This window comes from Flavobacterium odoriferum, from assembly GCF_025499515.1.
GTDB lineage: Bacteria > Bacteroidota > Bacteroidia > Flavobacteriales > Flavobacteriaceae > Flavobacterium > Flavobacterium odoriferum.
In genome coordinates, this window is record NZ_JAMKFA010000007.1 from 79443 (window position 1) to 101736 (window position 22294).

The following is a 22294-nucleotide window of genomic DNA, read 5'->3' on the forward strand; positions in this document are numbered from 1 at the left end:
TTTTATTATTGAAACCAACTGGTTACCATTTTCTTTTCTGAGTTTAAAGCATTTTTATGTGTAAACTCATTTGTTTTTGGATTGTAAACATAATCGTTTGCCCATACTGCATGATTTTCAGCTAAAGCTTTGATGCTTTCGCAAACCAACTGAATTTCATCTGAAGTTGTGGTTGGATGAATCGACATACGAATCCAGCCTGGTTTTTGGATCAAATCGCCAGACGAAATTTGACATACTAAATTATGTGAAGTTTCTTGATCTACGTGCAACAAAAAGTGTCCGTAAGTTCCTGCACAACTGCAACCACCACGTGTTTGAATTCCGAATTTATCATTTAATAGTTTTACACCTAAATTATAATGCAAATCATCAATATAAAATGAGATTACTCCTAATCTATCTTGATGTTGATTCGCTAAAATATGTAAATTATCAATTGCATTTAATTCCGAAAAAATATAATCAACCAATTCATGTTCTCGTTCCAAAATGTTTTTAATTCCCATTTTTTCCTTTAACTGAATAGCTAACGCCGTTTTAATAACTTGAAGAAATCCTGGCGTTCCACCATCTTCTCTATCCTCAATATTATCTATATATTTGTGTTCACCCCATGGATTTGTCCAACTTACGGTTCCTCCGCCTGGGCAATCTGGCACATTATTTTTATACAAATTTTTATTAAAAATCAATACTCCTGAAGTGCCTGGTCCGCCTAAAAATTTATGAGGCGAAAAGAAAATTGCATCTAAATAACTTTCTGCATCTGGATGCATATTAATTTCAACATAAGGTCCTGAACACGCAAAATCAACAAAACAAACACCATTATTTTGGTGCATTATTTTTGCTACTTCATGATAAGGCGTTCGAATTCCTGTAACATTTGAACAAGAAGTAATTGAAGCAATTTTAAAACTTCTGTCTTTATATTTCTCAACTAACTTTTTAAATTCTTCCATACATAACAAACCATCTTCATTTGCTGGAATCACCTCAACATCTGCAATAGTTTCTAACCAAGATGTTTGATTAGAATGATGCTCCATGTGAGAAATAAAAACAATAGGCTTAATTGCATCTGGAATTGTGGTGAATTCTTTCAAATTTTCAGGAATACGAAGCCCTAAAATACGTTGAAATTTGTTGACAACACCTGTCATTCCTGTTCCGTCAGTAATTAAAATATCATCATCATTAGCATTAACATGGTGTTTAATAATATGTCTTGCTTCATGATAAGCCATTGTCATTGCTGTTCCAGAAACGGTGGTTTCGGTATGTGTATTGGCTACAAAAGGTCCAAATTGATTCATTAATTTTTCTTCAATTGGACGATATAATCTTCCGCTGGCAGTCCAATCGGTATAAATAATTTTTCGTTCACCAAAAGGCGATTCAAAACTTTGATTAATTCCGATTATATCTTTTCTGAATTGGTCAAAATAACACTCTAATTCAGTTTTTGTAGTTGTAGTTGACATGCTTTAACCTAATTTATTTATTCTTTTGTTGGTCTTTCGTATAAAACTGTTTCTACTGTTTCAAAATCAGTAGGTTTTCCTTCAGCAACAAAATATTTTACTAAAATTTGTCCCCATAAATCACCATTTGAAAATTCTGCAATAATCCAACGGTGGTTTAATATTTTTGATGTGTTTACTATAAATGCTTTTCCGTCAATTGGTTCGTACGGAATTAATTTATTTCCATTTTTATTTTCGTTTAAAACCAATAAATCTTCTTTTACTTTTTCGGAAACTTTTTTGTAATCTAAATTATTAGTGTAAAAATATTCTTGAGCATCTTCATCACTTTCTAATGCGAAATAATTTGCTGTTGCTAATGCTGAAACTGAATCGCGAGATGTTCTTAAGCGTTCTTGTATTTTAGTAACTTCTTTGTCCTTAGCATCTAAAATCTTAGTCGAGTTTACATATTGAAAAATATTAAACAATACTGAAAAAATTAGTCCGTATAAAATTACGTTTTTCATAAATTAACTATTTATTATTAAGTTATCATAAGCTACAAACACATTTTTAGGCAATTTTTGCTGAATTTCTTCATGAAATCCAAAAACATGACTGATGTGTGTTAAGTAGGTTTCTTTTGGTTGCACCAAAGATATAAAATGTAATGCTTCTTCTAAATTAAAATGCGTAGCATGCTGTTCTTCTCTCAAACAATTAATTACCAGTATTTTGCAGTTTTTTATTTTATCTATTTCGGTTTGATTAATCGTTTTTACATCTGTTAAATAAACAAAATCTTGTATTCTATATCCAAAAATCTGTAAATTCCCGTGCAATGCATCTATCGGAATTACTTCGGTATTCTTAACAAAAAAAGATTGACTATTAACAACTTCATTGCTACTTACACTTGGTGCACCTGGATATTTATTTTCGTTTTCAAAAATGTAATCAAAACGTTTGGATAAATTTTTTAAAACTCGTTGATGTGCATATACTTCAATATCACCTTGTTGAAAATAAAATGGTCGAATATCATCTAAACCAGCTGTGTGATCGGCATGTTCGTGCGTAAACAACAAAGCATCAATGCGCTCACATTTTGAAGTTAGCATTTGTTGTCTAAAATCGGGACCACAATCAATTACAATTGAAGCTTCTTCAGTTTCAATCCAAACCGAAACGCGTAATCTTTTATCTTTACTATCTGAACTCAAACAAACAGAATGTTTGCTTCCAATAACAGGAATTCCTTGAGAAGTTCCGGTACCCAAAAAATAAATTTTCAAAGCCTTTTTCTTTTTACAAAAATAACAATAAATATGGTATTTTTTCTCAAAATGATTAACTTTGCAACATACAGGTGATGTCAAAGAATCACTAAACAAAAAAATAATGAAAAGTATTACAACTGATATAAAAGTTCGTGGTGATAAAGTCATAGAACAAATTCCTTCTATTAAAGACAAAGCGCTACGTATTAATCTTAATGAAAATATCTACGGAACTTTTGCCGAAATTGGAGCTGGACAAGAAACCGTTCGTAACTTTTTTAGAGCTGGAGCTTCTTCTGGAACCATTGCAAAAGCCATGTCTGCTTATGACAAAGACTTTAGTGATGCTATTTATGGAGAAGAAGTTGACGGACGCTATGTTACTGAAAGTCGATTAAAAAAAATGTTGTCGCACGAAATTAATCTAGTAGAACAACGTTTAAACAGAGACAAACATCCAAACAAATTATTTTTTAGTTATGCCAATACTGTTGCCACTATTGATTTTGCAAAGCAATTCAAAGGTCACGGTTGGGTAGGAATTGTATATCAAGTTGAGCCAGACGAAGATTATAACGAAATTACTTTACATATTCGTTTTAAAGAAAATGATGCCAAATTACAACAAGAAACTCTAGGGATTTTAGGTGTAAACTTAATTTATGGCGCATTTTACAAATACAATGATCCAAAAAAACTTTTGCGTTATTTATATGACCATTTAGATAAAGACCAATTAGAAATCGATACAATTAACTTTTCAGGACCACGTTTTGCAAATGTTGATAACCGATTAATGAGTTTACAATTGGTTAAAAATGGCATGACAGATGCCGTTATGTTTGGTCCAGATGGAAAAAATATTCTTCCAGCTGCTGTGCTATATAAGAAAAACATTCTTGCATTAAGAGGAAGTTTTAGACCAGTTACTAAAGTAAATATGGACATGTATGAAGAATCATACAACATGTTTATTCAAGAAAATAAAGTAGATAAAGACAATACATTTGTAGTTTTTGAAATTACGCTTTCCAACTTAAAAGCTGAAGGTGAAATTGACGAAAGAGACTTCCTAGACCGAGCAGAATTGCTTTGTAAATTAGGTCAAACTGTAATGATTTCAAACTTTCAAGAGTACTTTAAAGTAGTAGAATATTTTTCAAATTACTCAAAAGCACGTATGGGATTAGCAATGGGTGTTAGTAATTTAGTCGAAATTTTTGACGAAAAGTACTACCGTCATTTATCAGGTGGAATTTTAGAAGCTTTTGGAAAATTATTCTATCGCGATTTAAAAGTGTACTTGTACCCAATGAAAGATGAAAACGGAAACGTAGTAACTTCTGAAAATCTAAAAGTACATCCAAGAATGAAAGAATTGTACAAATTCTTTAAATTCAATGGAAAAGTAATCGATATTAAGGATTATGATGAAAAAAACTTAGATATTTTCTCCAGAAAAGTATTAAAAATGATTTGTAAAGGAGAAACTGGTTGGGAAGAATTATTACCAGAAGGAACTGCCGAAGTAATCAAAAAAGAAAAATTATTCTCCTATGCTTGCGAACTAGATTTGAAAGAACCAGAAGGAATAAAATAACAAAAAAGGCTACAAATTGTAGCCTTTTTTTATTTTAAAATCTGAGCAGCGTGTGCTTTTGTTTTTACATCCGAAATTACTTCTTCGATAGTTCCGCTTTCATCAATTACGAAAGTGGTTCTATGAATACCATCGTATTCTCTTCCCATGAATTTCTTTGGTCCCCAAACACCAAACGCTTGAATAACCGATTTATCTTCATCGGCTAACAACGGAAATGGCAAATCAAATTTTTCAATGAACTTGGCTTGCGCTTTCGCACTATCTGCACTTACACCCAACAAAGCAAAATTATTGGCTTGAAAACGATTATAATTGTCTCTCAAATCACAAGCTTCTGCGGTACAACCTGGCGTGCTTGCCTTTGGATAAAAGAAAACCACTAATTTTTTTCCTTTATAATCGGCTAATGTGTGAGTGGCTCCATTTTGGTCTAAACCCGAAAAATTAGGTGCTTTATCTCCTGTTTTTAATGTTGTCATATTTTTATACTTTTACAAATGATTCAAATAAAAACTAAAGATAGTTAAAAATGACCAAAAGCGAAAAGGTAACATTTGTTATAAATACGTTAAATGAATTATACCCAGAAATTCCCATACCATTAGACCATAAAGATCCGTACACATTATTGATTGCTGTTTTACTTTCGGCACAATGCACAGATGTTCGTGTGAATCAAATTACTCCTCTCCTATTTGCCAAAGCTGACAATCCGTATGATATGGTCAAAATGTCTGTAGAAGAAATCAAAGAAATCATTCGTCCGTGTGGTTTATCGCCAATGAAATCAAAAGGAATTCATGGTTTATCAGAAATTTTAATTGATAAATATAATGGAGAAGTGCCGCAAAGTTTTGAAGCTTTAGAATCCTTACCTGCTGTGGGACACAAAACCGCAAGTGTTGTGATGAGTCAAGCATTTGGAGTTCCGGCTTTTCCTGTAGATACGCACATTCATAGATTGATGTATCGATGGGGATTAACCAATGGCAAAAACGTACAACAAACCGAGAAAGATGCCAAACGCATTTTCCCAGAATCCTGCTGGAACGATTTACACTTACAAATCATTTGGTACGGACGCGAATATTCACCTGCGCGTGGCTGGAATTTAGAAAAAGATATTATTACCAAGACAATTGGAAGGAAGAGTGTTATTAATGAACTTAAAAAATAAATGGCATCAAGAAGTATAAATCAAATGATCTTTGCTGGTGTTTACCCACATTATATAACCAAAGCAGAGAAAAAGAATCGAACAAAAGCAGAAGTCGACGAAATTATTTGTTGGTTAACAGGTTACACGCTTGAAAATTTACAAATGCAAATTGATACTAAAGTTGATTTCGAAACTTTTTTTGAGCAAGCGCCTCAATTAAACGAAAACGTTTCAAAAATTACTGGTGTTATTTGTGGGTATCGCATCGAAGAAATTGAAGACCCGCTGATGAAAAAGGTACGCTATTTAGATAAGTTAATTGACGAATTAGCTAAAGGAAAAACAATGGAAAAAATCTTAAGAAAATAAAAAAATGCCTCAAATTATCATTGAGGCATTTTCCTTAATTAGCTATGATTTCAATTGAAACATTACCCACTTTATATGTACTCAATGCTTTTGAATAATTGAGTAAAAACGAAATCGTTTCTTTTTTAGGTAATATCATTTGAGGAGCTAATTTTTTCTTAGAGTAAAGTTTTGCCATGTAAGGGATTTATTTGTTTAAATCAATAACGGCAAAATTTCACTTTTAGTATTAGTTCGTCAAAATAATTTGATTTTTTTCAATAATTTTTCTCAAATTTAACAATGCATAACGCATTCTACCTAAAGCGGTGTTAATACTAACCCCAGTTAATTCAGCAATTTCCTTAAAACTCAAGTCTTGATACATTCTCATTACCAAAACTTCTTTTTGATCATCTGGAAGTTCGTCCAGTAAGCGTGTTAAATCAACCTCAACTTGCTCGGTTATCATTTGACTTTCAATAGTTGGGGCATTATCGGTCATATAATTAAAAATAGAATACTCTTCCGTTTCGCGCTGAAAAGGCATTTTTTTTGCTTTTCTGAAATGGTCAACTACTAAATTATGAGCAATTCGCATCACCCAAGGCAAAAATTTACCCTCTTCGTTATACGATTTTGTTTTTAGTGTTTTAATGACTTTAATAAAGGTATCTTGAAAAATATCATCTGATAAATCTCTGTCATTAACTTTTGAATAAATAAATCCGTAGATTTTAGATTGATGTCTTTCAATCAATGAAGCTAAAGCAGATTCATCTCCGCTTATGTAATTCTTCACCAATACTGCATCTGGAAGTACAAGATTAGCCATAACAATACCTTTTAGTTAATTAAAGATTCGGGTTCTAAAAAGTATTTTTATTATATAGGCAATTCTGTTTTTAAGATTATTTGGTCAAATTTAACATAAAATTTATTTAATATCCAAATAATTATTCAAAAAAAGTAATCTTTTATTGAAAATAAAGCTAAACTTGGAATCAATTGATTACAAAATCGCAAGTATCTTCAACTAATGTTAAACTTTTCTAATCTTAATTCAATGTTTTCATTATTAAAGATTAACTAATACGATTAAATAAATTTACAATTGTTATCTTTGCAAATCTATTAAAATCAACAATGATACAACCCGATTTTTCAACGTTAGAACCTAAAAAAAACATCTTAATAAAAGGAGCTCAATTGCACAACCTTAAAAATTTAGATGTTGCCATTCCACGAAACAAATTAGTAGTAATTACTGGTCTTTCAGGTTCTGGAAAATCGAGTTTAGCTTTTGATACTTTGTATGCCGAAGGTCAACGCAGATATGTTGAAAGTTTATCTTCATACGCACGACAATTCCTTGGAAGATTAGACAAACCTAAAGTAGAATACATCAAAGGAATTGCTCCTGCGATTGCCATTGAACAAAAGGTAAACACAAGCAATGCGCGTTCTACCGTAGGAACTTCTACCGAAATTTATGATTATTTAAAATTGCTATTTGCCCGAATTGGAAAAACCTACTCGCCTATTTCTAACAAAGAAGTAAAAAAAGATACGGTTTCAGATGTAATTAATGATATCAAAACATTTCCAATTGATAGCAAATGGCTACTGCTTTCTCCTATTCATTTAGAAGAAGGAAGAGCTTTAGAAGACAAACTAAAAATATTATTACAACAAGGTTTTGCTCGTATTTTAGTCGATAACGAAATGGTGCGTTTGGATACGTTAGACCAGCACCAATTGGACAACAAAGATATTCTGCTAATCGTTGACCGAATCGTAGTTAAAACCGAAGAAGAATTCTATAATCGATTAGCTGATGCGGTACAAACCGCTTTTTACGAAGGAAAAGGTGTTTGCTATTTACAAGAAGTGGATACCAAAAAACGTTTGGAATATAGTGCTAATTTTGAATTGGATGGTATCACGTTCTTAGAACCAAATATTCACTTATTCAGCTTTAATAATCCTTACGGAGCTTGTCCAACATGTGAAGGCTATGGAAGTGTTATTGGAATTGATACCGATTTAGTGATTCCAAATACGGCTTTATCTGTTTATGAAAATGCTGTATTTCCTTGGCGTGGTGAAAGTATGAGTTGGTACCGAGATCAATTGGTAAACAATGCATATAAATTTGATTTTCCAATTCACAAACCATTTTTCGAACTTTCAGATGAACAAAAACAACTGATTTGGGACGGAAATAAATATTTTACAGGATTAAACGATTTCTTTTCGGAATTAGAAGAGAAAAATTATAAAATTCAAAACCGCGTTTTACTTTCGAGATATAGAGGTAAAACAAAATGTCATACCTGTAAAGGAAAACGATTACGTCCAGAAGCTAATTATATTACTGTTGGGGGTAAAACAGTTTCTGATTTGGTTGATTTACCAATCGTAAATTTGATTGATTTCTTCAAAAAATTAGAATTAAACGAATACGATGCCAAAGTAGCCAAGCGTTTATTAATCGAAATCAACAATCGTTTAGACTTTTTATTCAATGTGGGATTGAGTTATTTGACGTTAAATCGTAATTCTAACTCACTTTCTGGAGGCGAATCACAACGAATTAACTTAGCGACTTCGTTAGGAAGTAGTTTAGTAGGTTCGATGTACATTTTAGACGAACCAAGTATTGGTTTACACCCAAAAGATACTGAAAGATTAATCGAGGTGTTGAAAGAACTTCGCGATTTAGGCAACACTGTTATCGTTGTTGAACATGACGAAGATATCATGAAAGCTGCAGATATGATTATCGATATTGGCCCAGAAGCAGGAACTCATGGAGGCGAATTAGTTGCACAAGGAACGTATGATGAAATCCTGAAATTTGATTCTTTAACCGCGAAATATTTGAATGGTCAAGAAGAAATTTCGGTACCAAAAACAAGAAGAAAATTCAAAAATCACATCGAAGTTATTGGTGCAAGAGAAAATAACTTAAAAAACGAAAACTTCACCTTTCCGTTAGAATGTTTAACCGTGATTACAGGTGTTTCGGGAAGTGGAAAAAGTACATTGGTAAAGAAAATTTTATTTCCTGCGATTCAAAAAAAATTAGAAGGTGTTGGTGAAAAAGCAGGACAATTTACCGAACTAGCAGGAAGTTTTTCGCACATCAAGCATATCGAATACGTAGATCAAAATCCAATTGGAAGAAGTTCGCGTTCGAATCCAGTAACTTACATTAAAGCGTATGATGATATTCGTGAATTATTTGCCAAACAAAACGTTTCAAAACTAAGAAATTATCAAGCGAAACATTTCTCATTCAACGTAGATGGCGGAAGATGTGAAGTTTGTAAAGGCGATGGCGAAGTAACCATCGAAATGCAATTTATGGCAGACGTTCATTTAGAATGCGAAGCTTGTAACGGAAAACGTTTCAAAAAAGAAGTGTTAGAAGTTACTTTCGAAGGAAAAAACATTGATGACATTTTAAAAATGACCATTGATGAAGCATTGAATTTCTTTACCGAACAAAAACAGACAAAAATCACGCAAAAATTACAATCTTTGCAAGATGTTGGTTTAGGTTATGTGCAATTAGGACAATCGTCTTCTACCCTTTCTGGTGGCGAGGCACAGCGTATTAAATTGGCTTCGTTCTTAGTAAAAGGAACCATAAAAGACAAAGCGTTATTTGTATTCGACGAACCCACAACAGGTTTGCATTTTCACGATATTAAAAAATTATTAGCTTCGTTTGATGCTTTATTGGATAAAGGACATTCAATTATTGTAATTGAACACAATTTAGATTTAATCAAATGTGCTGATTATATTTTAGATATTGGTCCAGAAGGTGGTGAAAATGGCGGAAAATTAATGGCTTTTGGCACACCAGAAGAAGTGGCTAAAAACAAGAATTCAATTACAGGAAAATATTTAAAAGAGAAACTAAAATAATGATAAACCCTTCTGCAAACGGTTGGATTGACAAGTTTTTTGCTGAAAATCGTGAAAATTTCATTGATTTTCAAGGCGATTATTTGTCATTTTATGAGAGTTGTAGAAAAACAGGTTTTATTTATGGTTATGTGGTTAATTTTCAATTAAAAGAAAATCTAAACACTACAAAATGGTCGTATGATGAAATTACAAAAGTTGGGTTTTTAAACACCTTATTTTCGGTTTATTCACTTGAAAATAAAGACGTTAATTCAAAAGATTTTATTAGTTCGGTTTACCGATTTTACAACATCATTCAACCAGAAAATCTGAATTTTATTAAGAAAATGTTGCCTGAAGGCTCTCACAGTTCACGATTGGAAAAAGTGATTGACGACAGAATTCAAACCAATCAGAATACCATTAGTAAAAACTTTTCTCACATCATAACCAATGCATTATTGTTTATTGATGTTTTAGCATTTCATTACTATCTAAAAAACAACGAATTAGATTCAGATTATCTAAAAAACATAGAATCGGATTGTATTAAAATTGTTTCATTGGCATTAAAAACGAAAAAAAACAAGTCTAAATACGATGAGTTATTGGTAAAATTATTTGAAAACTCTATTCGTTATACCAAATTTTCAACCATTGATTCAATTGAATTTTCGGATATTAAATTGCTAAAATATACCGAAATATTAGAGAAATTATACTTGTTGGATATGGCGCAAATGGCGTTGTGGAGCGATGAAAAATTAGAGGAAAACGAAATTGATTTTCTAAAAAACATCAATACTGATTTAGGTTTAGAAGCTACAATTCTTGACAAAAGCATTAACGATATTAACTTTTTCATCAATCAGTATAAAGCTGAAATTCCTTTTTTTAATTTTTCAAATCCAATTAAACATTTTTACGATCAGGCCAATAAAAATGTAACCAAACTGATCATTCGCAACAAAGACCGATTAACTAAGGAAATCAAAGAAAGTGGTGAATTAATGCAACTTTTAGCCAAATCAACCCGAAAAGATTTGAGTAAAGAAGAAAAAAAGAAAGTAAAAAAACAGTTACTCGATATCTGTAAAACAGTGCCATCGTTAACTATCTTTTTACTTCCAGGTGGCGGCTTATTATTGCCTATTTTAATAAAATTTATTCCTCAGTTATTGCCTTCTGCTTTTAATGAGAATTTGGATGATTAAAACTTCAATTGATACACATCATCTAAATCCTTATCACAACTAAAATTTACACCTAAATCGGTAACGTAACCATCGTTTAGTCCGTAAACCCAACCGTGTAAGGATAATTCTTGTCCGTTTTTCCAAGCATTTTGAACAATGGAAGTTTTCGCTAAATCCATGACTTGTTCTTTTACATTGATTTCAACAAATTTATTAAAACGTTCCTTCTCATTTTCAATGGCATCTAACTCTTTTTGATGAAAACGATATACGTCTTTAATATGTCTAATCCAATTGTCGATAATTCCGATAGAACTGTTTCCCATTGCGGCTTTAACACCACCGCAACCATAATGTCCGCAAACAATTACGTGTTTTACTTTTAAGGCGTTTACTGCATAATCTAACACACTTAGCATATTCATATCAGAATGTACCACCATATTGGCAATGTTTCTGTGTACAAAAACTTCTCCAGGTTCAGCACCAATGATTTCATTTGCTGGAACTCTACTATCTGAACAGCCAATCCATAAAAGTGGTGGATTTTGTCCGTCGGCTAAATTTTTGAAATAATTTGGGCTTATGGCTAACTTGTTTTCCACCCATTTTTTGTTATTATCTAATATCTTTTTATAAAAATCGCTCATTATCATTGTGTATGTGGTATCAAATATAAAATAAAAAAGCTATCAATTCAGTATTAAATTTTGGTGAAGTGATAGCTTTTTAAAATTATTGGTAAAAATTTATTTTAGTGTCTTAATGCTGCAACTGTGAATTCAGGATTCAAATCGTCTTTAATGTACATGACATCATCGTAGAAAATTACTTTTCCCGATTCGATATCGTGCATTGCACCAACGATTCCGATTTGACCTTCTTCTAGCATTTGCTCTAAAACAAAACTTCTTTCAATGATGTTTTTTACATTTCGTTTCACATTGATTTCTGCGACGTTTTCAACGAATTCGCTGTTTTTTGAAGTTCTGTTATCAGTTGTATCCTTTTCTTGATAAACTGCAGGTTGAATTTTAGATAGTAACTCTGTTAAATTACCCATTTCAACATGGTCACAAGCTCCTTTTACAGCGCCACATTTAGAATGTCCTAAAACAACGATTAGTTTAGAACCCGCTACTTTACAAGCAAATTCCATACTTCCTAAAATATCGGTATTTACAATATTTCCAGCAATTCTTACCGAGAAAATATCACCTAATCCTTGGTCAAAAATTAATTCAGCAGAAGTTCTACTATCAATACAACTTAAAATTGTAGCAAAAGGCCATTGTCCATCGCGAGTTTCGTTTGCTTGTTCTAATAAATTTCTATTGGCTTTTAAATTATTTATAAAACGATCATTTCCCTCTTGTAAAAATTGTAATGCTTTACGAGGTGTCATTTGTGCTTGTGTTTCTTTGTTATGTGCTTTCATAGTAAGTTATATTATTTTGTATCTTCTTTCGAATCTTTAATTTTTACATGTTTAAATTCTGTATTATCTAAGTTATATTGGTCTTTGAAACCTTTTAATGTTAAATCAATTTCTTTATCTTCTGCCTTAACATTTCTGAAATCTTTAATTAATTCCACAACATCAAAATCAATGTATTTGGTGTTTGAAGCATCAATAATCAATTTTGAACCATTTGGAATACTTGCCAATGTACTTTTAATAGCTGCTTTATTTAAAAAGGAAACTTCCTGTGCTAATTTGATTGTAATTACATCGCCATCATTAAACGATTCTTTCTTAAATGAATAGGCGATTTTTAAATTTTGGTATAAAATAAAAATGACGCTTACTGCTAAACCAATTCCAACACCTTTTAACAAATCAATACGAACTACTGCAATTACTGTAACTACAAAAGGAATAAATTGCGAATATCCGTTATTCCATAAATGAACAAACACACTTGGTTTTGCTAATTTATATCCAACCATTAATAAAACCGCTGCTAAAGCCGCTAAAGGAATTTTATTTAAAATAAACGGAATGGAAAGAGCAAAAGTAAATAAAAGAAATCCATGAAAAATAGTTGAAAATTTAGTTCTACCTCCAGAATTTATATTGGCTGAGGAACGAACAACAACTGATGTCATAGGCAAACCACCTAATAAACCGCTTAGCATGTTACCAATTCCTTGTGCTTTTAATTCTCTATTCGTATCGGTAAATCTTTTATATGGATCTAATTTATCGGTTGCTTCGATACATAATAATGTTTCAATAGATGCAACAACAGCAATAGTTACGGCTACAATCCAAACTTTTTCATTTGTTAATGATGTGAAATTTGGCAATGCAAATCCGTTACTGATTTCGGTAAACGAAGGCAAACTTACTAGATGATTTTGGGTAACAATCGCTAAACTTGAACCTGATTGAATAAAAAACTCATTCAATAAGATACTTACTACAACAACAACTAAAGCGCCAGGAACTACTTTTATATTTTTTAAAGCGGGAACTTTTTCCCAAGTAATTAAAATAGCTAACGATAAAAGTGCAATAATTAATGCTCCTGTATGAATATAATTTATCGATTCTATCAAAGTATCAAATGTAGTATGACCTGATTTTTCAATATAAAAGAAATCGCCTTCATTGTCAACATCGTGACCGAAAGCATGCGGAATTTGTTTTAGAATAATAATGATTCCAATAGCTGCCAACATTCCTTCAATTACACTGGTAGGAAAATAATTAGAAAAACTTCCAGCTCTTAAAAAACCTAAGGCAATTTGGATTAATCCCGCTAAAATTACTGCTACTAAGAAGATATCGAATCCACCTAAATCGGTAATTGCAGTTAAAACAATAGCTGTTAATCCAGCAGCTGGCCCCGTAACGCTCAATGAGGAATTACTAAGAAACCCAACAACTACACCACCGATTACACCCGAAACAATACCTGAAAACAATGGTGCACCAGATGCTAATGCAATTCCTAAACACAATGGCAAAGCCACTAAAAATACAACAAGTCCAGCTGCAAGATCTCCTCTTACATTGGAAAAAATAGAATGATTATTCATAAAATAATATAAATACATTAATACTACACTTCAAAGATTGAAGCGCTAAAAAATTTAAAATGTATTATATTAAATTGGGAGGTGGTGAAAAAATCTGATGCGCTAAGTTAAAAAATGCTACATCATGTTTTGTAGAAATATCAAATGCTTTACTTTCTTCTAAATCTATATTTAAAAGAGAATAATGATTTGACGGAATCGATTTTATTTCATTAAATGGCGCATGATTTTCTTCTTCTTCACACATACTATAAAAATAGGATGTATCTACTTTATCATCTATCATACCAACTAGTGTTGGCGTAGACAAAAAAGTAATAAAAATGAATAAAACTATGTTTACCAAAAATTTCATGTGGCGAAAATACTATTTCTGAAGGGTAAATATCTTAATTTTTTTATAAAAAAACCACTCTAAAGTGGTTTTTACTATTAAATTTCTTCTTCCATCCAAGCTTTGAGCATCCAATTGGTCTTTTCTTGCTCTGCAATAAAATCACTCATCATCGAATTTGTTCCTTCGTCGTTGATATCGGCTGCTTTGGCTAAAATGACTCTTTCCACCTGTAACAAAACACTCAATGACTCTAAAATCAATTGAATAGCTTCTACATCTTTAGAAATGTTTTTTCCAATTTGCAACTTACTGTTTTCAATATAATCGGCGAAAGTATGCAATGGTGTTCCTCCTAATGTTAAAACACGTTCAGCAATTAAGTCAATTTTAATCTGACTATCGTTATATAATTCTTCAAATTTTAAATGCAAATCAAAAAAACGTTTTCCGCGAATATTCCAATGCAAACCTCTTAAATTTTGATAATAAATCTGAAAATTAGATAATAAACCATTCAATTCATTTACTAATTCTTCCGATTCTTTAATTGGCAATCCTAAACTATTTGTTTTCATTTTGTTTGTTTTTCTATCTCAAATTTACAAAATACCTTAACCAATTCCTATAAATTTAATTGATTGTTTTTATATTTGCATCAAAATTATCAATACAATGACTATTACTCAATTATACTATGTTTTGGCAGTGGCCGAATACAAAAATTTCACTTTAGCAGCAGAAAAATGTTTTGTTACACAACCTACTTTAAGTATGCAAATCCAAAAATTAGAAGACGAACTGTCTATTTTAATTTTTGACCGTAGTAAAAAACCAATTTTATTAACTGAAGTAGGTGAAAAAATCGTAAACCAAGCCAAAAACATAGTCAATGAAGCAGGAAGAATCAAAGATATTGTAGACCAACAAAAAGGATATATTGGTGGAGAATTTAAAGTTGGGATTATTCCAACGGTGATGCCAACATTATTACCTATGTTTTTGAATAATTTTATTAAGAAATATCCAAAAGTTAATTTAATTATTGAAGAACAAACCACAGAAGAAATCATCAAACGATTAAAAAACGGACATTTAGATTGTGCCATTGCTGCAACGCCATTGGAAGAAGAAAATCTAAAAGAAATTGTTTTATACTACGAACCTTTTGTTGCTTACATTCCTGAAAATCACAACAGTTTTGACAAAAAAGAAATTACTATCGAAGACATTGATTTAGACACAATTTTACTTTTACAAGACGGACATTGCTTTAGAAACGGAATTTTAAACTTGTGCAAAAACAACAAATACATTGTAGATAGTCATTTTCAATTGGAAAGTGGTAGTTTTGAAACTTTAATCAAATTAGCTGATGAAGGTTTGGGAACCACTTTGTTACCATATTTGCATACATTAGATTTGAACGAAAAAAACAAATTAAAACTTAGACCTTTCAAAGATCCAAAACCAGCAAGAGAAGTAAGTTTAATTTACCCAAAAAATGAATTAAAAATCCATATTATTAATGCTTTACGCGATGTGATATCGGGAGTTGTTAGAGGTGCAATTGCATTTAGTGATGTAGAAATTATAAGTCCAAAAAACAAAAAATAATAAAACAAAAAAAGTCCCGCATTTAACGGGACTTTTATTTTAGTTGATATAGATTAAACATTGTCTTAATTCGGGCTTTTCTTCAGTGAACTGTAAAAGCCACTCTCTTAATTGCTCAATTTCGTATGGAAGTAAATTTTTAATTGCTTTTTCTAATTCTTTACAGAATAATTTTGCATCAAAACTCACTCTTTCCAAAATAGATTTGGTGTAAGAAAACATTGCTCGGGGCATATTAATACTATTTTATTGGTTTGAATAGTGATAAGAACTTATTGTAAAGTTAAACAAAAAATGTTTCGAAAACGATATAGTTGATAAAAAAAATGCTAAATTTTTGCTAAATTTTTATTTAACACGAAAAATTACAGTCTTTTTGTTGCTCGAAGCATTTCACGTTTTCCTGGAGCACCAGGTAGTTTTTCAACTGAAAATCCAGCATTTAGCATCGCTTTTCTTATTGGCGTTCTGCATGCATAAGTAACTAAAACACCATTTGGTAATAATGCTTCATACATCTTTTTAAAAATAACTTCACTCCACAATTCGGGTTGTAATGGAAATCCGAAAGCATCAAAATAAATTAAATTGAATTGATTTTTATCTTCAATATCCTGAAAAAACTGCTTTCTTTTTGTTAAACTAAAGTTAGCTGTTATTAGATTATCAATTTCCCAACTGCAATTATGCATTGTTTCAAAAATTGATTTAAAATCTGCCGCTTGTAATTCAGAAACATAATTCATTTGAAGTACTTCTTCAGCAGAAATTGGATAGGCTTCTACTCCAACGTAATTTACTTTTTCTTTATTTAAAGTTTCTAAAAAAGTGATAAAGGCATTTAAACCTGTACCAAATCCAATTTCTAAAATCGAAATAGAATCCTTATTTTGAAACAAATCCAATCCGTTTTTTATAAAAACATGTTTCGCCTCCTGAATTGCACCATGTGTAGAATGGTAATTTTCATCCCATTCTGGAATTCGGATTGTGGTTGAACCATCGTCAGTAATTATAATTTCTCTTTTCATTGGATTTGGTAGCATAAAAAAAGGTTTAAGAAAACTCAAACCTTAATTTTTATTGTTTAAGATAAACTACTTATTAAGTAGATCTTTTTTCATTTGTTCAACTGATGGACCAAATCTTTTATCCTTATCAATTTGTGTTTTGTTTATCCAATCTATAAACGCATCTAATTTTTTTTGACGATAATATTCTCCTAAAATATTAAAAGCATTCTCAGTATTATAGCTGTTATCAGATACTTCTTTCAAAATTCTATCATAAGTATCAATAGCTTGATTGAGTTGATTATTATGTATTTGAGAATATAACAACTCTTTACTTGTATAAGCATCATTAGGATCTAATTCTACAGCTACTTTCAAAACTTCAATAGCTTTTTCATACTGACCTAAACAGTTGTATGAATATCCTAATTCAACACGAAGACCTTTAAAATTAGGATTTATCATTTTAGCTTTTTCTAAAAAATCTAATGCTTTGGCACACTCTCCCCAACCATTATACATATAACCCCATTTATATAGCCTTTCAATTGTATTTTCGTCTTCTTTATAAAATTTTAACCATTCTGGAAATTTTGAAATTTCTAATTCAATATAATGTGATTCAGGTATAATAGCAACAAGCACATTATTTGGTTGAAGTCTGTATTTCATTGCGCCATCTAATTCTTTCTTTTTAAGAATATATTTACCCTCTTTATTGATTTTGAAAGAACCAGCATAGTCAAATGTTAATCCAGCTTGTGAGTCTATATAAATAAACCCAAAATTATACGAACCTGTTGAATCTGCATCAAAAGCAATCCATTTATCCTCACTTTGTGTGAATTTTGAATTAAAATCTAACTTATTTTGAGCAATACAAAAACAAGAAATAAAAGACATTATGATTAAATAAAAAATCTTCATAGCTTAATCTTATTTATAATTATTTATTCAAAATATATTATTTTATATATAACTTTTTAATCTTTGGAATTGGTCCTCCACATTTTACTTCGTGGCATTTGATACAAGCATCGATTCCGTTATTAAAATGTTCTTTAGCGTTTTTTGGATCTTCATAAATCAATTCTTGCGCTTTGATAAATTTAGCCGCTTGTTCATTAAAAAAAGCATCCTTATCGGTTTCATCAGTCATTACTGCTTTATGAATTTTGATAAAATGTTGCGGAAATTTACCAATTGTATCACCTTTAACAATTCGTTCTTTTAAACGTTCATTATCAACATACATTTGTTCCATAAGCGCAGCCATTTCTGACATTTCATACATTTCAAATCCATCTTTATTCAAAGTTGAATCTGTTGCACAAGCTTCTTTATCTGTTGCTTTTTCTGATGTATCGCCAACTTTCTTCTCACAAGAAAAAAGCAATAATCCGAAAACTATTAATAGTACTTTTTTCATTATTTAGCAATTAAAACACCGTCAGCCATGAATGAATACGTTACTTTTGGTTCAGTAATACTATCTATTGCAGCTTGCGATTTTCCAGCATCTTTGGCATAATGTTTTAAATCATCAACGGTTTCAACGCTTACAAACGCTTTACCATTTACAACAACTTCTTTATCTTGCGCATTTTTAGGAACAAAAAAGCCATAATCTTTAAACTTTACAAAAGCTTCTTTATCATCAGCTAAGTCTAATGTCATCCAACAACCTTTTTTCTGACATACTTCGTTAATTTCCGATTTGAATTTAACTTCAAGCGTATCACCTTCTTTTAAATCGGCAAATTTCTTCATCATTTCGTCTGTAGACAAAGCGTCATCAACCGAAATTGAATCACCAAATTTTGCATATTCAACTTTTGCTACTTCTGGAGCAACTTCTTTTTTTTGTTCGCAATTCACAAATAATGACGCCATTACGCCAAGAACAAGTATTTTTTTCATTTTTTTAAGAGTGTTTATTCAACAAAATTAACTATATTTTTTTACTTTTACATCGAGTAAAGAAAAGAATTATAAGTCATTCAATTAATTATTTAATTCCATTATTAATTCAAATCGTCAATTACAAGAATATTGAGCTATTGATTTCTCAGTTGTTGATAATTATTTTTAATTATGTAAAAATAAAACTTCTTTTTTTTATTAGATTTGCAATTAATATATAAAATTTAGCCATTTTATTGCTGAATATCTAATTTATAACAGATTATCCCTGATGGAATTAAAAACTTTAAGCGAAATTGAAATTATTTCGGCTGCTTCGTCAAAAATTAATGAAGTAGATTTTGAAAATCTAACTTTTGGAAATGTATTCACTGACCATATGTTAGTTTGTGACTATAAAGACGGAGCTTGGCAAAAACCTGTTATAGAACCTTACGCTCCTTTTATGATTGATCCATCATCAAAAGTATTTCATTATGGGCAAGCTATTTTTGAAGGAATGAAAGCATATAAAGACGAGCAAGATGATGTATGGTTGTTTAGACCTGATGAAAATTTTCACCGTTTTAATAAAAGTGCTTCAAGAATGGCAATGCCAGAAGTTCCTGAAGATGTTTTCATGGGCGGCTTACACAAACTTTTAGAAATTGAAAAGGATTGGGTAAAAAAAGGAAAAGGAAACACCTTATATATTAGACCTTTTATGATTGCAACTGGACATGGTGTTATTGCTGCACCTTCGTCTGAATATCGATTTATGATTATTTTATCGCCAGCTCGTGCTTATTATTCGGGTGAAGTTAAAGTAATTATAGCCGAACATTTTAGTAGAGCTGCAAATGGTGGAATTGGCGCTGCAAAAGCTGCTGGAAATTATTCAGCACAGTTTTATCCAACAAAATTAGCAAACGAAAAAGGATTCCAACAAATTATTTGGACTGACGATGCAACGCATACTAAGTTAGAAGAAGCTGGAACAATGAATGTTTTCTTTAGAATTAATGATACTTTATTTACAGCACCAACAAGTGAGCGTATTTTAGATGGTGTAACACGAAAAAGTGTAATTGAATTAGCTAAAAGAGAAAATATTAATGTTGAAGTTCGTTCAGTTTTAGTGGATGAATTAATTGCTGCCGCAAAAGATGGTTCGTTAAAAGAAATTTTTGGTGCCGGAACAGCTGCTGTTATTAATCCAATTGTAGGTTTTTCATATAAAGATACTTATTATGAATTACCAAAAATTGAAAACTCAATGGCTTTGGAAATTAAAGAAAAACTAACTAATATTCAATACAAATTAGCTGAAGATACTTTTGGATGGACAGTTAAAATCTAAGAATTTAGACTTAAATAAAAAAATGCGATTTCAAATTGAAATCGCATTTTTTTATTTTAAAATGGCAGAAAAATTTGGTTTAAAATAATTTGGCCCTTTCATTACTTTTCCATCTTCACGATAAATAGGTTTTCCATCTTCACCAAGTTTACTCATATTTGAGCGTTGTATTTCGTCAAAAACTTCTTCAATTTTATGTTGCAAACCATGTTCTAAAATAGTTCCGCATAAAATATATAACATATCGCCAAGTGCATCCGCTATTTCTACAATATCATTATTTTCTACTGCTTCCAAATACTCCTCGTTTTCTTCTTTCATTAAATTAAAACGAAGTTCATTTTTAAGTTTACCTAAATCGGCTTTCATTTCAGTACTTACACCTAATCCATAGGTTTCGTGAAATAATTTTACAGCGTTTAATTGTTTTTGCATAACTTTACTTTAATTAATTACTTACTAAAAGTATATTTTACTATCCAAACAAAACTTTAAAATGAAAAAAGTTATTTTATTATTATTAACAACAATTAATTTTTATGGTCAAGTTCTTGAAAGAATTACTCCAATAAATGAATTTAGTATTTTTAGTTTTGGAAATTCGCTTGCTCATCATAATAATGATTTTATCGTTGGAGGGTTTGATGCAGTTCCGCCTACAGGCAATTTTAGATTGTATGCCTTTGAAAAAACTTCTACTGGTTTTGTCCAAAATCAAATAATATTACCACCAGAAATTGGTGAAAATTATACCAATGCAATAGAAATCGACAATGATTTTCTATTCATTGGGAGCCAAAATAATTCAACTAACATACCAAATGGAGGTGCAGTCTATGTTTTCAAAAAAACTGGTTCTACTTGGTCATATATATCAAAAATTCAACCCTCAAGCTTAAGCTCGGGAGAAAATTTTGGAACATATATTTCTTTTTATGACAATCAAGTATTTATTGGCTCAAAAAATTATAATACAAATGGGGCAATTTATGTTTTTGATAAAATTGGAGACACTTTTACATTCAATCAGATTTTAACTATAAACTACAATCAAAACTTTGGTGATTTTATTGATATTGAAAATAATTTTTTAATTACAACAAACCTAAATACTGCAACGAATGAATCGTCTGTTATTAGTTATGAAAAAGTTAGTGGATCTTGGTATTTATCAAATGAGTTTAATGTTGGAAATTTAGGAAACAATAAAAATTTAAAAGTCAACTATTCTAACAATCAACTTTTTATATCAAGAGATGGTGATCCAACTCCAATTCCTACAGAAAGAAAAATCGATATTTATAATTTTATATCTAACAACTGGATATATGATAGTTTTTTAGAACATGCCATTGGTGATTATTTTGAAGCTTCAGTTAATGTATACAATAATAAAATGATTGTTTCTGCATTAGGATATTACATTTTGTCGATGGAACGAAAAAACATTACTTTATTCTATAAAAAAATAAGTGGCAATTGGGTATTACAAAACTCATTTACAGGTCAAAGTAGCTTTAATGAAGATAATTTTGGGAATTTGAATAAAATTAAAGATGAAACTGTCGTTTTTGGAAACGATTATGAAAAATGGCAGCCAACTCCTCCATTTTCAAGTCCAAACGGTGGTGCGTATACAATTGACACAACACTTTCAGCAAACTTATATTCTAAAAACGAAGCTGAAATTTATCCAAATCCAGTTGAATCAATTTTGAATATAGATAATAAAAGTGATTTTGAAATTAATCAGATCACAATAACTGATGTAAACGGGAGAATATTGTCAACTACATCATCGCTTACAATTGATTTTTCAAATTACTCAAAAGGAATTTATTTTCTAAAAATAACACATAATAACGGAAATATATACACTAAAAAAATACTAAAAAACTAATGATATAGCTATATTTGCATCTCTTAATATATAAATATGTTCACAACAGGCCAAATCTATTTTGCGATTTTTTTCATTATTGCTTTTGTAATTACAATGATATTGGTTTATCGCAAAGATTTAAAAATTTTAAAACCTTTTTAT

Annotated in this window: 25 protein-coding genes; 8 read left to right on the plus strand and 17 right to left on the minus strand. The window is 30.7% G+C overall.

What is annotated here, in order from left to right; genetic code table 11:
* Window positions 1-5: 5 nt before the first annotated feature.
* From M9Q43_RS06255 to M9Q43_RS06265, 3 genes are read right to left on the minus strand one after another with little or no spacing between them, the layout of a single operon-like run.
* Window positions 6-1487 carry an aminotransferase class V-fold PLP-dependent enzyme gene (locus M9Q43_RS06255; RefSeq protein WP_262318101.1) on the minus strand — a complete coding sequence of 494 codons (1482 nt, stop codon included), beginning with the start codon at window positions 1485-1487 and terminating at the stop codon, window positions 6-8.
* A gap of 17 nt (window positions 1488-1504) precedes the next feature.
* Complete coding sequence (locus tag M9Q43_RS06260) at window positions 1505-1999, minus strand: hydrolase (protein ID WP_262318102.1); 495 nt, start codon at window positions 1997-1999, stop codon at window positions 1505-1507.
* A gap of 3 nt (window positions 2000-2002) precedes the next feature.
* Entirely contained in the window at window positions 2003-2767 is a 765-nt protein-coding gene (locus M9Q43_RS06265; RefSeq protein WP_262318103.1) for an MBL fold metallo-hydrolase, read from the minus strand.
* A gap of 106 nt (window positions 2768-2873) precedes the next feature.
* Between M9Q43_RS06265 and M9Q43_RS06270 the strand changes: the two genes are divergently transcribed.
* Window positions 2874-4352 (plus strand): TonB-dependent receptor, encoded by a 1479-nt coding sequence (locus tag M9Q43_RS06270; RefSeq protein ID WP_408611246.1) that lies wholly within the window; start codon window positions 2874-2876, stop codon window positions 4350-4352.
* A 29-nt stretch (window positions 4353-4381) separates the two neighbouring features.
* Here the strand turns inward: M9Q43_RS06270 and bcp are convergent, their stop codons facing one another.
* On the minus strand, window positions 4382-4834 hold the full coding sequence (gene bcp / locus M9Q43_RS06275) for a thioredoxin-dependent thiol peroxidase (RefSeq protein ID WP_262318104.1): 453 nt from the start codon (window positions 4832-4834) through the stop codon (window positions 4382-4384).
* A 50-nt stretch (window positions 4835-4884) separates the two neighbouring features.
* Here bcp and M9Q43_RS06280 point away from each other — a divergent pair, with 50 nt between their 5' ends.
* Window positions 4885-5532, plus strand: coding sequence for an endonuclease III domain-containing protein (locus M9Q43_RS06280; protein ID WP_262318105.1), 648 nt, complete (start codon window positions 4885-4887; stop codon window positions 5530-5532).
* Window positions 5533-5883, plus strand: a complete 351-nt coding sequence (locus M9Q43_RS06285; RefSeq protein WP_262318106.1) for a DUF2200 domain-containing protein — start codon at window positions 5533-5535, stop codon at window positions 5881-5883. It begins immediately after the preceding gene.
* 34 nt (window positions 5884-5917) lie between these two features.
* Here the strand turns inward: M9Q43_RS06285 and M9Q43_RS06290 are convergent, their stop codons facing one another.
* Both M9Q43_RS06290 and M9Q43_RS06295 read right to left on the minus strand, forming a co-directional pair.
* Entirely contained in the window at window positions 5918-6061 is a 144-nt protein-coding gene (locus tag M9Q43_RS06290) for a hypothetical protein (protein ID WP_262318107.1), read from the minus strand.
* Between the two features lie 51 nt (window positions 6062-6112).
* A complete protein-coding gene (locus tag M9Q43_RS06295) occupies window positions 6113-6697 on the minus strand; it encodes an RNA polymerase sigma factor (RefSeq protein ID WP_262318108.1) in 585 nt (194 codons plus the stop codon).
* Between the two features lie 311 nt (window positions 6698-7008).
* Here M9Q43_RS06295 and uvrA point away from each other — a divergent pair, with 311 nt between their 5' ends.
* Together uvrA and M9Q43_RS06305 are read left to right on the plus strand one after the other, a co-directional pair.
* Window positions 7009-9801 (plus strand): excinuclease ABC subunit UvrA, encoded by a 2793-nt coding sequence (gene uvrA, locus M9Q43_RS06300; RefSeq protein ID WP_262318109.1) that lies wholly within the window; start codon window positions 7009-7011, stop codon window positions 9799-9801.
* Window positions 9801-10997, plus strand: a complete 1197-nt coding sequence (locus M9Q43_RS06305) for an LETM1-related biofilm-associated protein (RefSeq protein WP_262318110.1) — start codon at window positions 9801-9803, stop codon at window positions 10995-10997. Before uvrA ends, M9Q43_RS06305 begins: the two co-directional genes overlap by 1 nt.
* On the opposite strand, the gene can is transcribed toward M9Q43_RS06305, so the two are convergent.
* The 5 genes from can to M9Q43_RS06330 all read right to left on the minus strand — a co-directional run bounded on the left by can (window position 10994) and on the right by M9Q43_RS06330 (window position 14936).
* Window positions 10994-11629: a carbonate dehydratase gene (gene can, locus M9Q43_RS06310; RefSeq protein WP_262318111.1), complete on the minus strand. Its 636-nt coding sequence runs from the start codon at window positions 11627-11629 to the stop codon at window positions 10994-10996. The genes M9Q43_RS06305 and can overlap by 4 nt on opposite strands.
* A 104-nt stretch (window positions 11630-11733) precedes the next feature.
* Entirely contained in the window at window positions 11734-12417 is a 684-nt protein-coding gene (locus M9Q43_RS06315; RefSeq protein WP_262318112.1) for a carbonic anhydrase family protein, read from the minus strand.
* Window positions 12418-12428: 11 nt separating this feature from the next.
* Window positions 12429-14024 carry a SulP family inorganic anion transporter gene (locus M9Q43_RS06320; protein WP_262318278.1) on the minus strand — a complete coding sequence of 532 codons (1596 nt, stop codon included), beginning with the start codon at window positions 14022-14024 and terminating at the stop codon, window positions 12429-12431.
* 64 nt (window positions 14025-14088) lie between these two features.
* Window positions 14089-14379 (minus strand): hypothetical protein, encoded by a 291-nt coding sequence (locus M9Q43_RS06325; RefSeq protein ID WP_262318113.1) that lies wholly within the window; start codon window positions 14377-14379, stop codon window positions 14089-14091.
* A 77-nt stretch (window positions 14380-14456) separates the two neighbouring features.
* The gene (locus M9Q43_RS06330) at window positions 14457-14936 is read right to left on the minus strand and encodes a Dps family protein (RefSeq protein ID WP_262318114.1); all 480 of its coding nucleotides are present in this window, start codon (window positions 14934-14936) and stop codon (window positions 14457-14459) included.
* 97 nt (window positions 14937-15033) lie between these two features.
* On the opposite strand from M9Q43_RS06330, the gene M9Q43_RS06335 reads away from it, so the two are divergent.
* A complete protein-coding gene (locus M9Q43_RS06335) occupies window positions 15034-15975 on the plus strand; it encodes a LysR substrate-binding domain-containing protein (RefSeq protein ID WP_262318115.1) in 942 nt (313 codons plus the stop codon).
* Between the two features lie 39 nt (window positions 15976-16014).
* Here the strand turns inward: M9Q43_RS06335 and M9Q43_RS06340 are convergent, their stop codons facing one another.
* The 5 genes from M9Q43_RS06340 to M9Q43_RS06360 all read right to left on the minus strand — a co-directional run bounded on the left by M9Q43_RS06340 (window position 16015) and on the right by M9Q43_RS06360 (window position 18908).
* Entirely contained in the window at window positions 16015-16209 is a 195-nt protein-coding gene (locus M9Q43_RS06340) for a hypothetical protein (protein ID WP_262318116.1), read from the minus strand.
* 131 nt (window positions 16210-16340) lie between these two features.
* Window positions 16341-17006, minus strand: a complete 666-nt coding sequence (gene mnmD / locus M9Q43_RS06345) for a tRNA (5-methylaminomethyl-2-thiouridine)(34)-methyltransferase MnmD (RefSeq protein ID WP_262318279.1) — start codon at window positions 17004-17006, stop codon at window positions 16341-16343.
* A gap of 66 nt (window positions 17007-17072) precedes the next feature.
* Entirely contained in the window at window positions 17073-17915 is an 843-nt protein-coding gene (locus M9Q43_RS06350; RefSeq protein WP_262318117.1) for a tetratricopeptide repeat protein, read from the minus strand.
* A gap of 37 nt (window positions 17916-17952) precedes the next feature.
* Window positions 17953-18417, minus strand: a complete 465-nt coding sequence (locus tag M9Q43_RS06355; protein ID WP_262318118.1) for a hypothetical protein — start codon at window positions 18415-18417, stop codon at window positions 17953-17955.
* Window positions 18417-18908, minus strand: a complete 492-nt coding sequence (locus M9Q43_RS06360; protein ID WP_262318119.1) for a DUF4920 domain-containing protein — start codon at window positions 18906-18908, stop codon at window positions 18417-18419. Before M9Q43_RS06360 ends, M9Q43_RS06355 begins: the two co-directional genes overlap by 1 nt.
* A gap of 274 nt (window positions 18909-19182) precedes the next feature.
* Here M9Q43_RS06360 and M9Q43_RS06365 point away from each other — a divergent pair, with 274 nt between their 5' ends.
* Window positions 19183-20250 (plus strand): branched-chain amino acid aminotransferase, encoded by a 1068-nt coding sequence (locus M9Q43_RS06365; RefSeq protein ID WP_262318120.1) that lies wholly within the window; start codon window positions 19183-19185, stop codon window positions 20248-20250.
* Window positions 20251-20301: 51 nt separating this feature from the next.
* Here the strand turns inward: M9Q43_RS06365 and M9Q43_RS06370 are convergent, their stop codons facing one another.
* On the minus strand, window positions 20302-20685 hold the full coding sequence (locus M9Q43_RS06370) for a nucleoside triphosphate pyrophosphohydrolase family protein (RefSeq protein ID WP_262318121.1): 384 nt from the start codon (window positions 20683-20685) through the stop codon (window positions 20302-20304).
* Window positions 20686-20746: 61 nt separating this feature from the next.
* Here M9Q43_RS06370 and M9Q43_RS06375 point away from each other — a divergent pair, with 61 nt between their 5' ends.
* Window positions 20747-22150: a T9SS type A sorting domain-containing protein gene (locus tag M9Q43_RS06375; RefSeq protein WP_262318122.1), complete on the plus strand. Its 1404-nt coding sequence runs from the start codon at window positions 20747-20749 to the stop codon at window positions 22148-22150.
* Window positions 22151-22294: the final 144 nt, after the last annotated feature.

Excerpts from the sequence above, each read along its gene's own strand:
- M9Q43_RS06255 (WP_262318101.1), bottom strand. The coding sequence starts at position 1,487 with ATGTCAACTACAACTACAAAAACTGAATTAGAGTGTTATTTTGACCAA.
- M9Q43_RS06260 (WP_262318102.1), bottom strand. The coding sequence starts at position 1,999 with ATGAAAAACGTAATTTTATACGGACTAATTTTTTCAGTATTGTTTAAT.
- M9Q43_RS06270 (WP_408611246.1), top strand. The coding sequence starts at position 2,874 with ATGAAAAGTATTACAACTGATATAAAAGTTCGTGGTGATAAAGTCATA.
- bcp (WP_262318104.1), bottom strand. The coding sequence starts at position 4,834 with ATGACAACATTAAAAACAGGAGATAAAGCACCTAATTTTTCGGGTTTA.
- M9Q43_RS06280 (WP_262318105.1), top strand. The coding sequence starts at position 4,885 with ATGACCAAAAGCGAAAAGGTAACATTTGTTATAAATACGTTAAATGAA.
- M9Q43_RS06285 (WP_262318106.1), top strand. The coding sequence starts at position 5,533 with ATGGCATCAAGAAGTATAAATCAAATGATCTTTGCTGGTGTTTACCCA.
- M9Q43_RS06290 (WP_262318107.1), bottom strand. The coding sequence starts at position 6,061 with ATGGCAAAACTTTACTCTAAGAAAAAATTAGCTCCTCAAATGATATTA.
- M9Q43_RS06295 (WP_262318108.1), bottom strand. The coding sequence starts at position 6,697 with ATGGCTAATCTTGTACTTCCAGATGCAGTATTGGTGAAGAATTACATA.
- uvrA (WP_262318109.1), top strand. The coding sequence starts at position 7,009 with ATGATACAACCCGATTTTTCAACGTTAGAACCTAAAAAAAACATCTTA.
- M9Q43_RS06305 (WP_262318110.1), top strand. The coding sequence starts at position 9,801 with ATGATAAACCCTTCTGCAAACGGTTGGATTGACAAGTTTTTTGCTGAA.
- can (WP_262318111.1), bottom strand. The coding sequence starts at position 11,629 with ATGAGCGATTTTTATAAAAAGATATTAGATAATAACAAAAAATGGGTG.
- M9Q43_RS06315 (WP_262318112.1), bottom strand. The coding sequence starts at position 12,417 with ATGAAAGCACATAACAAAGAAACACAAGCACAAATGACACCTCGTAAA.
- M9Q43_RS06320 (WP_262318278.1), bottom strand. The coding sequence starts at position 14,024 with ATGAATAATCATTCTATTTTTTCCAATGTAAGAGGAGATCTTGCAGCT.
- M9Q43_RS06325 (WP_262318113.1), bottom strand. The coding sequence starts at position 14,379 with ATGAAATTTTTGGTAAACATAGTTTTATTCATTTTTATTACTTTTTTG.
- M9Q43_RS06330 (WP_262318114.1), bottom strand. The coding sequence starts at position 14,936 with ATGAAAACAAATAGTTTAGGATTGCCAATTAAAGAATCGGAAGAATTA.
- M9Q43_RS06335 (WP_262318115.1), top strand. The coding sequence starts at position 15,034 with ATGACTATTACTCAATTATACTATGTTTTGGCAGTGGCCGAATACAAA.
- M9Q43_RS06340 (WP_262318116.1), bottom strand. The coding sequence starts at position 16,209 with ATGCCCCGAGCAATGTTTTCTTACACCAAATCTATTTTGGAAAGAGTG.
- mnmD (WP_262318279.1), bottom strand. The coding sequence starts at position 17,006 with ATGAAAAGAGAAATTATAATTACTGACGATGGTTCAACCACAATCCGA.
- M9Q43_RS06350 (WP_262318117.1), bottom strand. The coding sequence starts at position 17,915 with ATGAAGATTTTTTATTTAATCATAATGTCTTTTATTTCTTGTTTTTGT.
- M9Q43_RS06355 (WP_262318118.1), bottom strand. The coding sequence starts at position 18,417 with ATGAAAAAAGTACTATTAATAGTTTTCGGATTATTGCTTTTTTCTTGT.
- M9Q43_RS06360 (WP_262318119.1), bottom strand. The coding sequence starts at position 18,908 with ATGAAAAAAATACTTGTTCTTGGCGTAATGGCGTCATTATTTGTGAAT.
- M9Q43_RS06365 (WP_262318120.1), top strand. The coding sequence starts at position 19,183 with ATGGAATTAAAAACTTTAAGCGAAATTGAAATTATTTCGGCTGCTTCG.
- M9Q43_RS06370 (WP_262318121.1), bottom strand. The coding sequence starts at position 20,685 with ATGCAAAAACAATTAAACGCTGTAAAATTATTTCACGAAACCTATGGA.
- M9Q43_RS06375 (WP_262318122.1), top strand. The coding sequence starts at position 20,747 with ATGAAAAAAGTTATTTTATTATTATTAACAACAATTAATTTTTATGGT.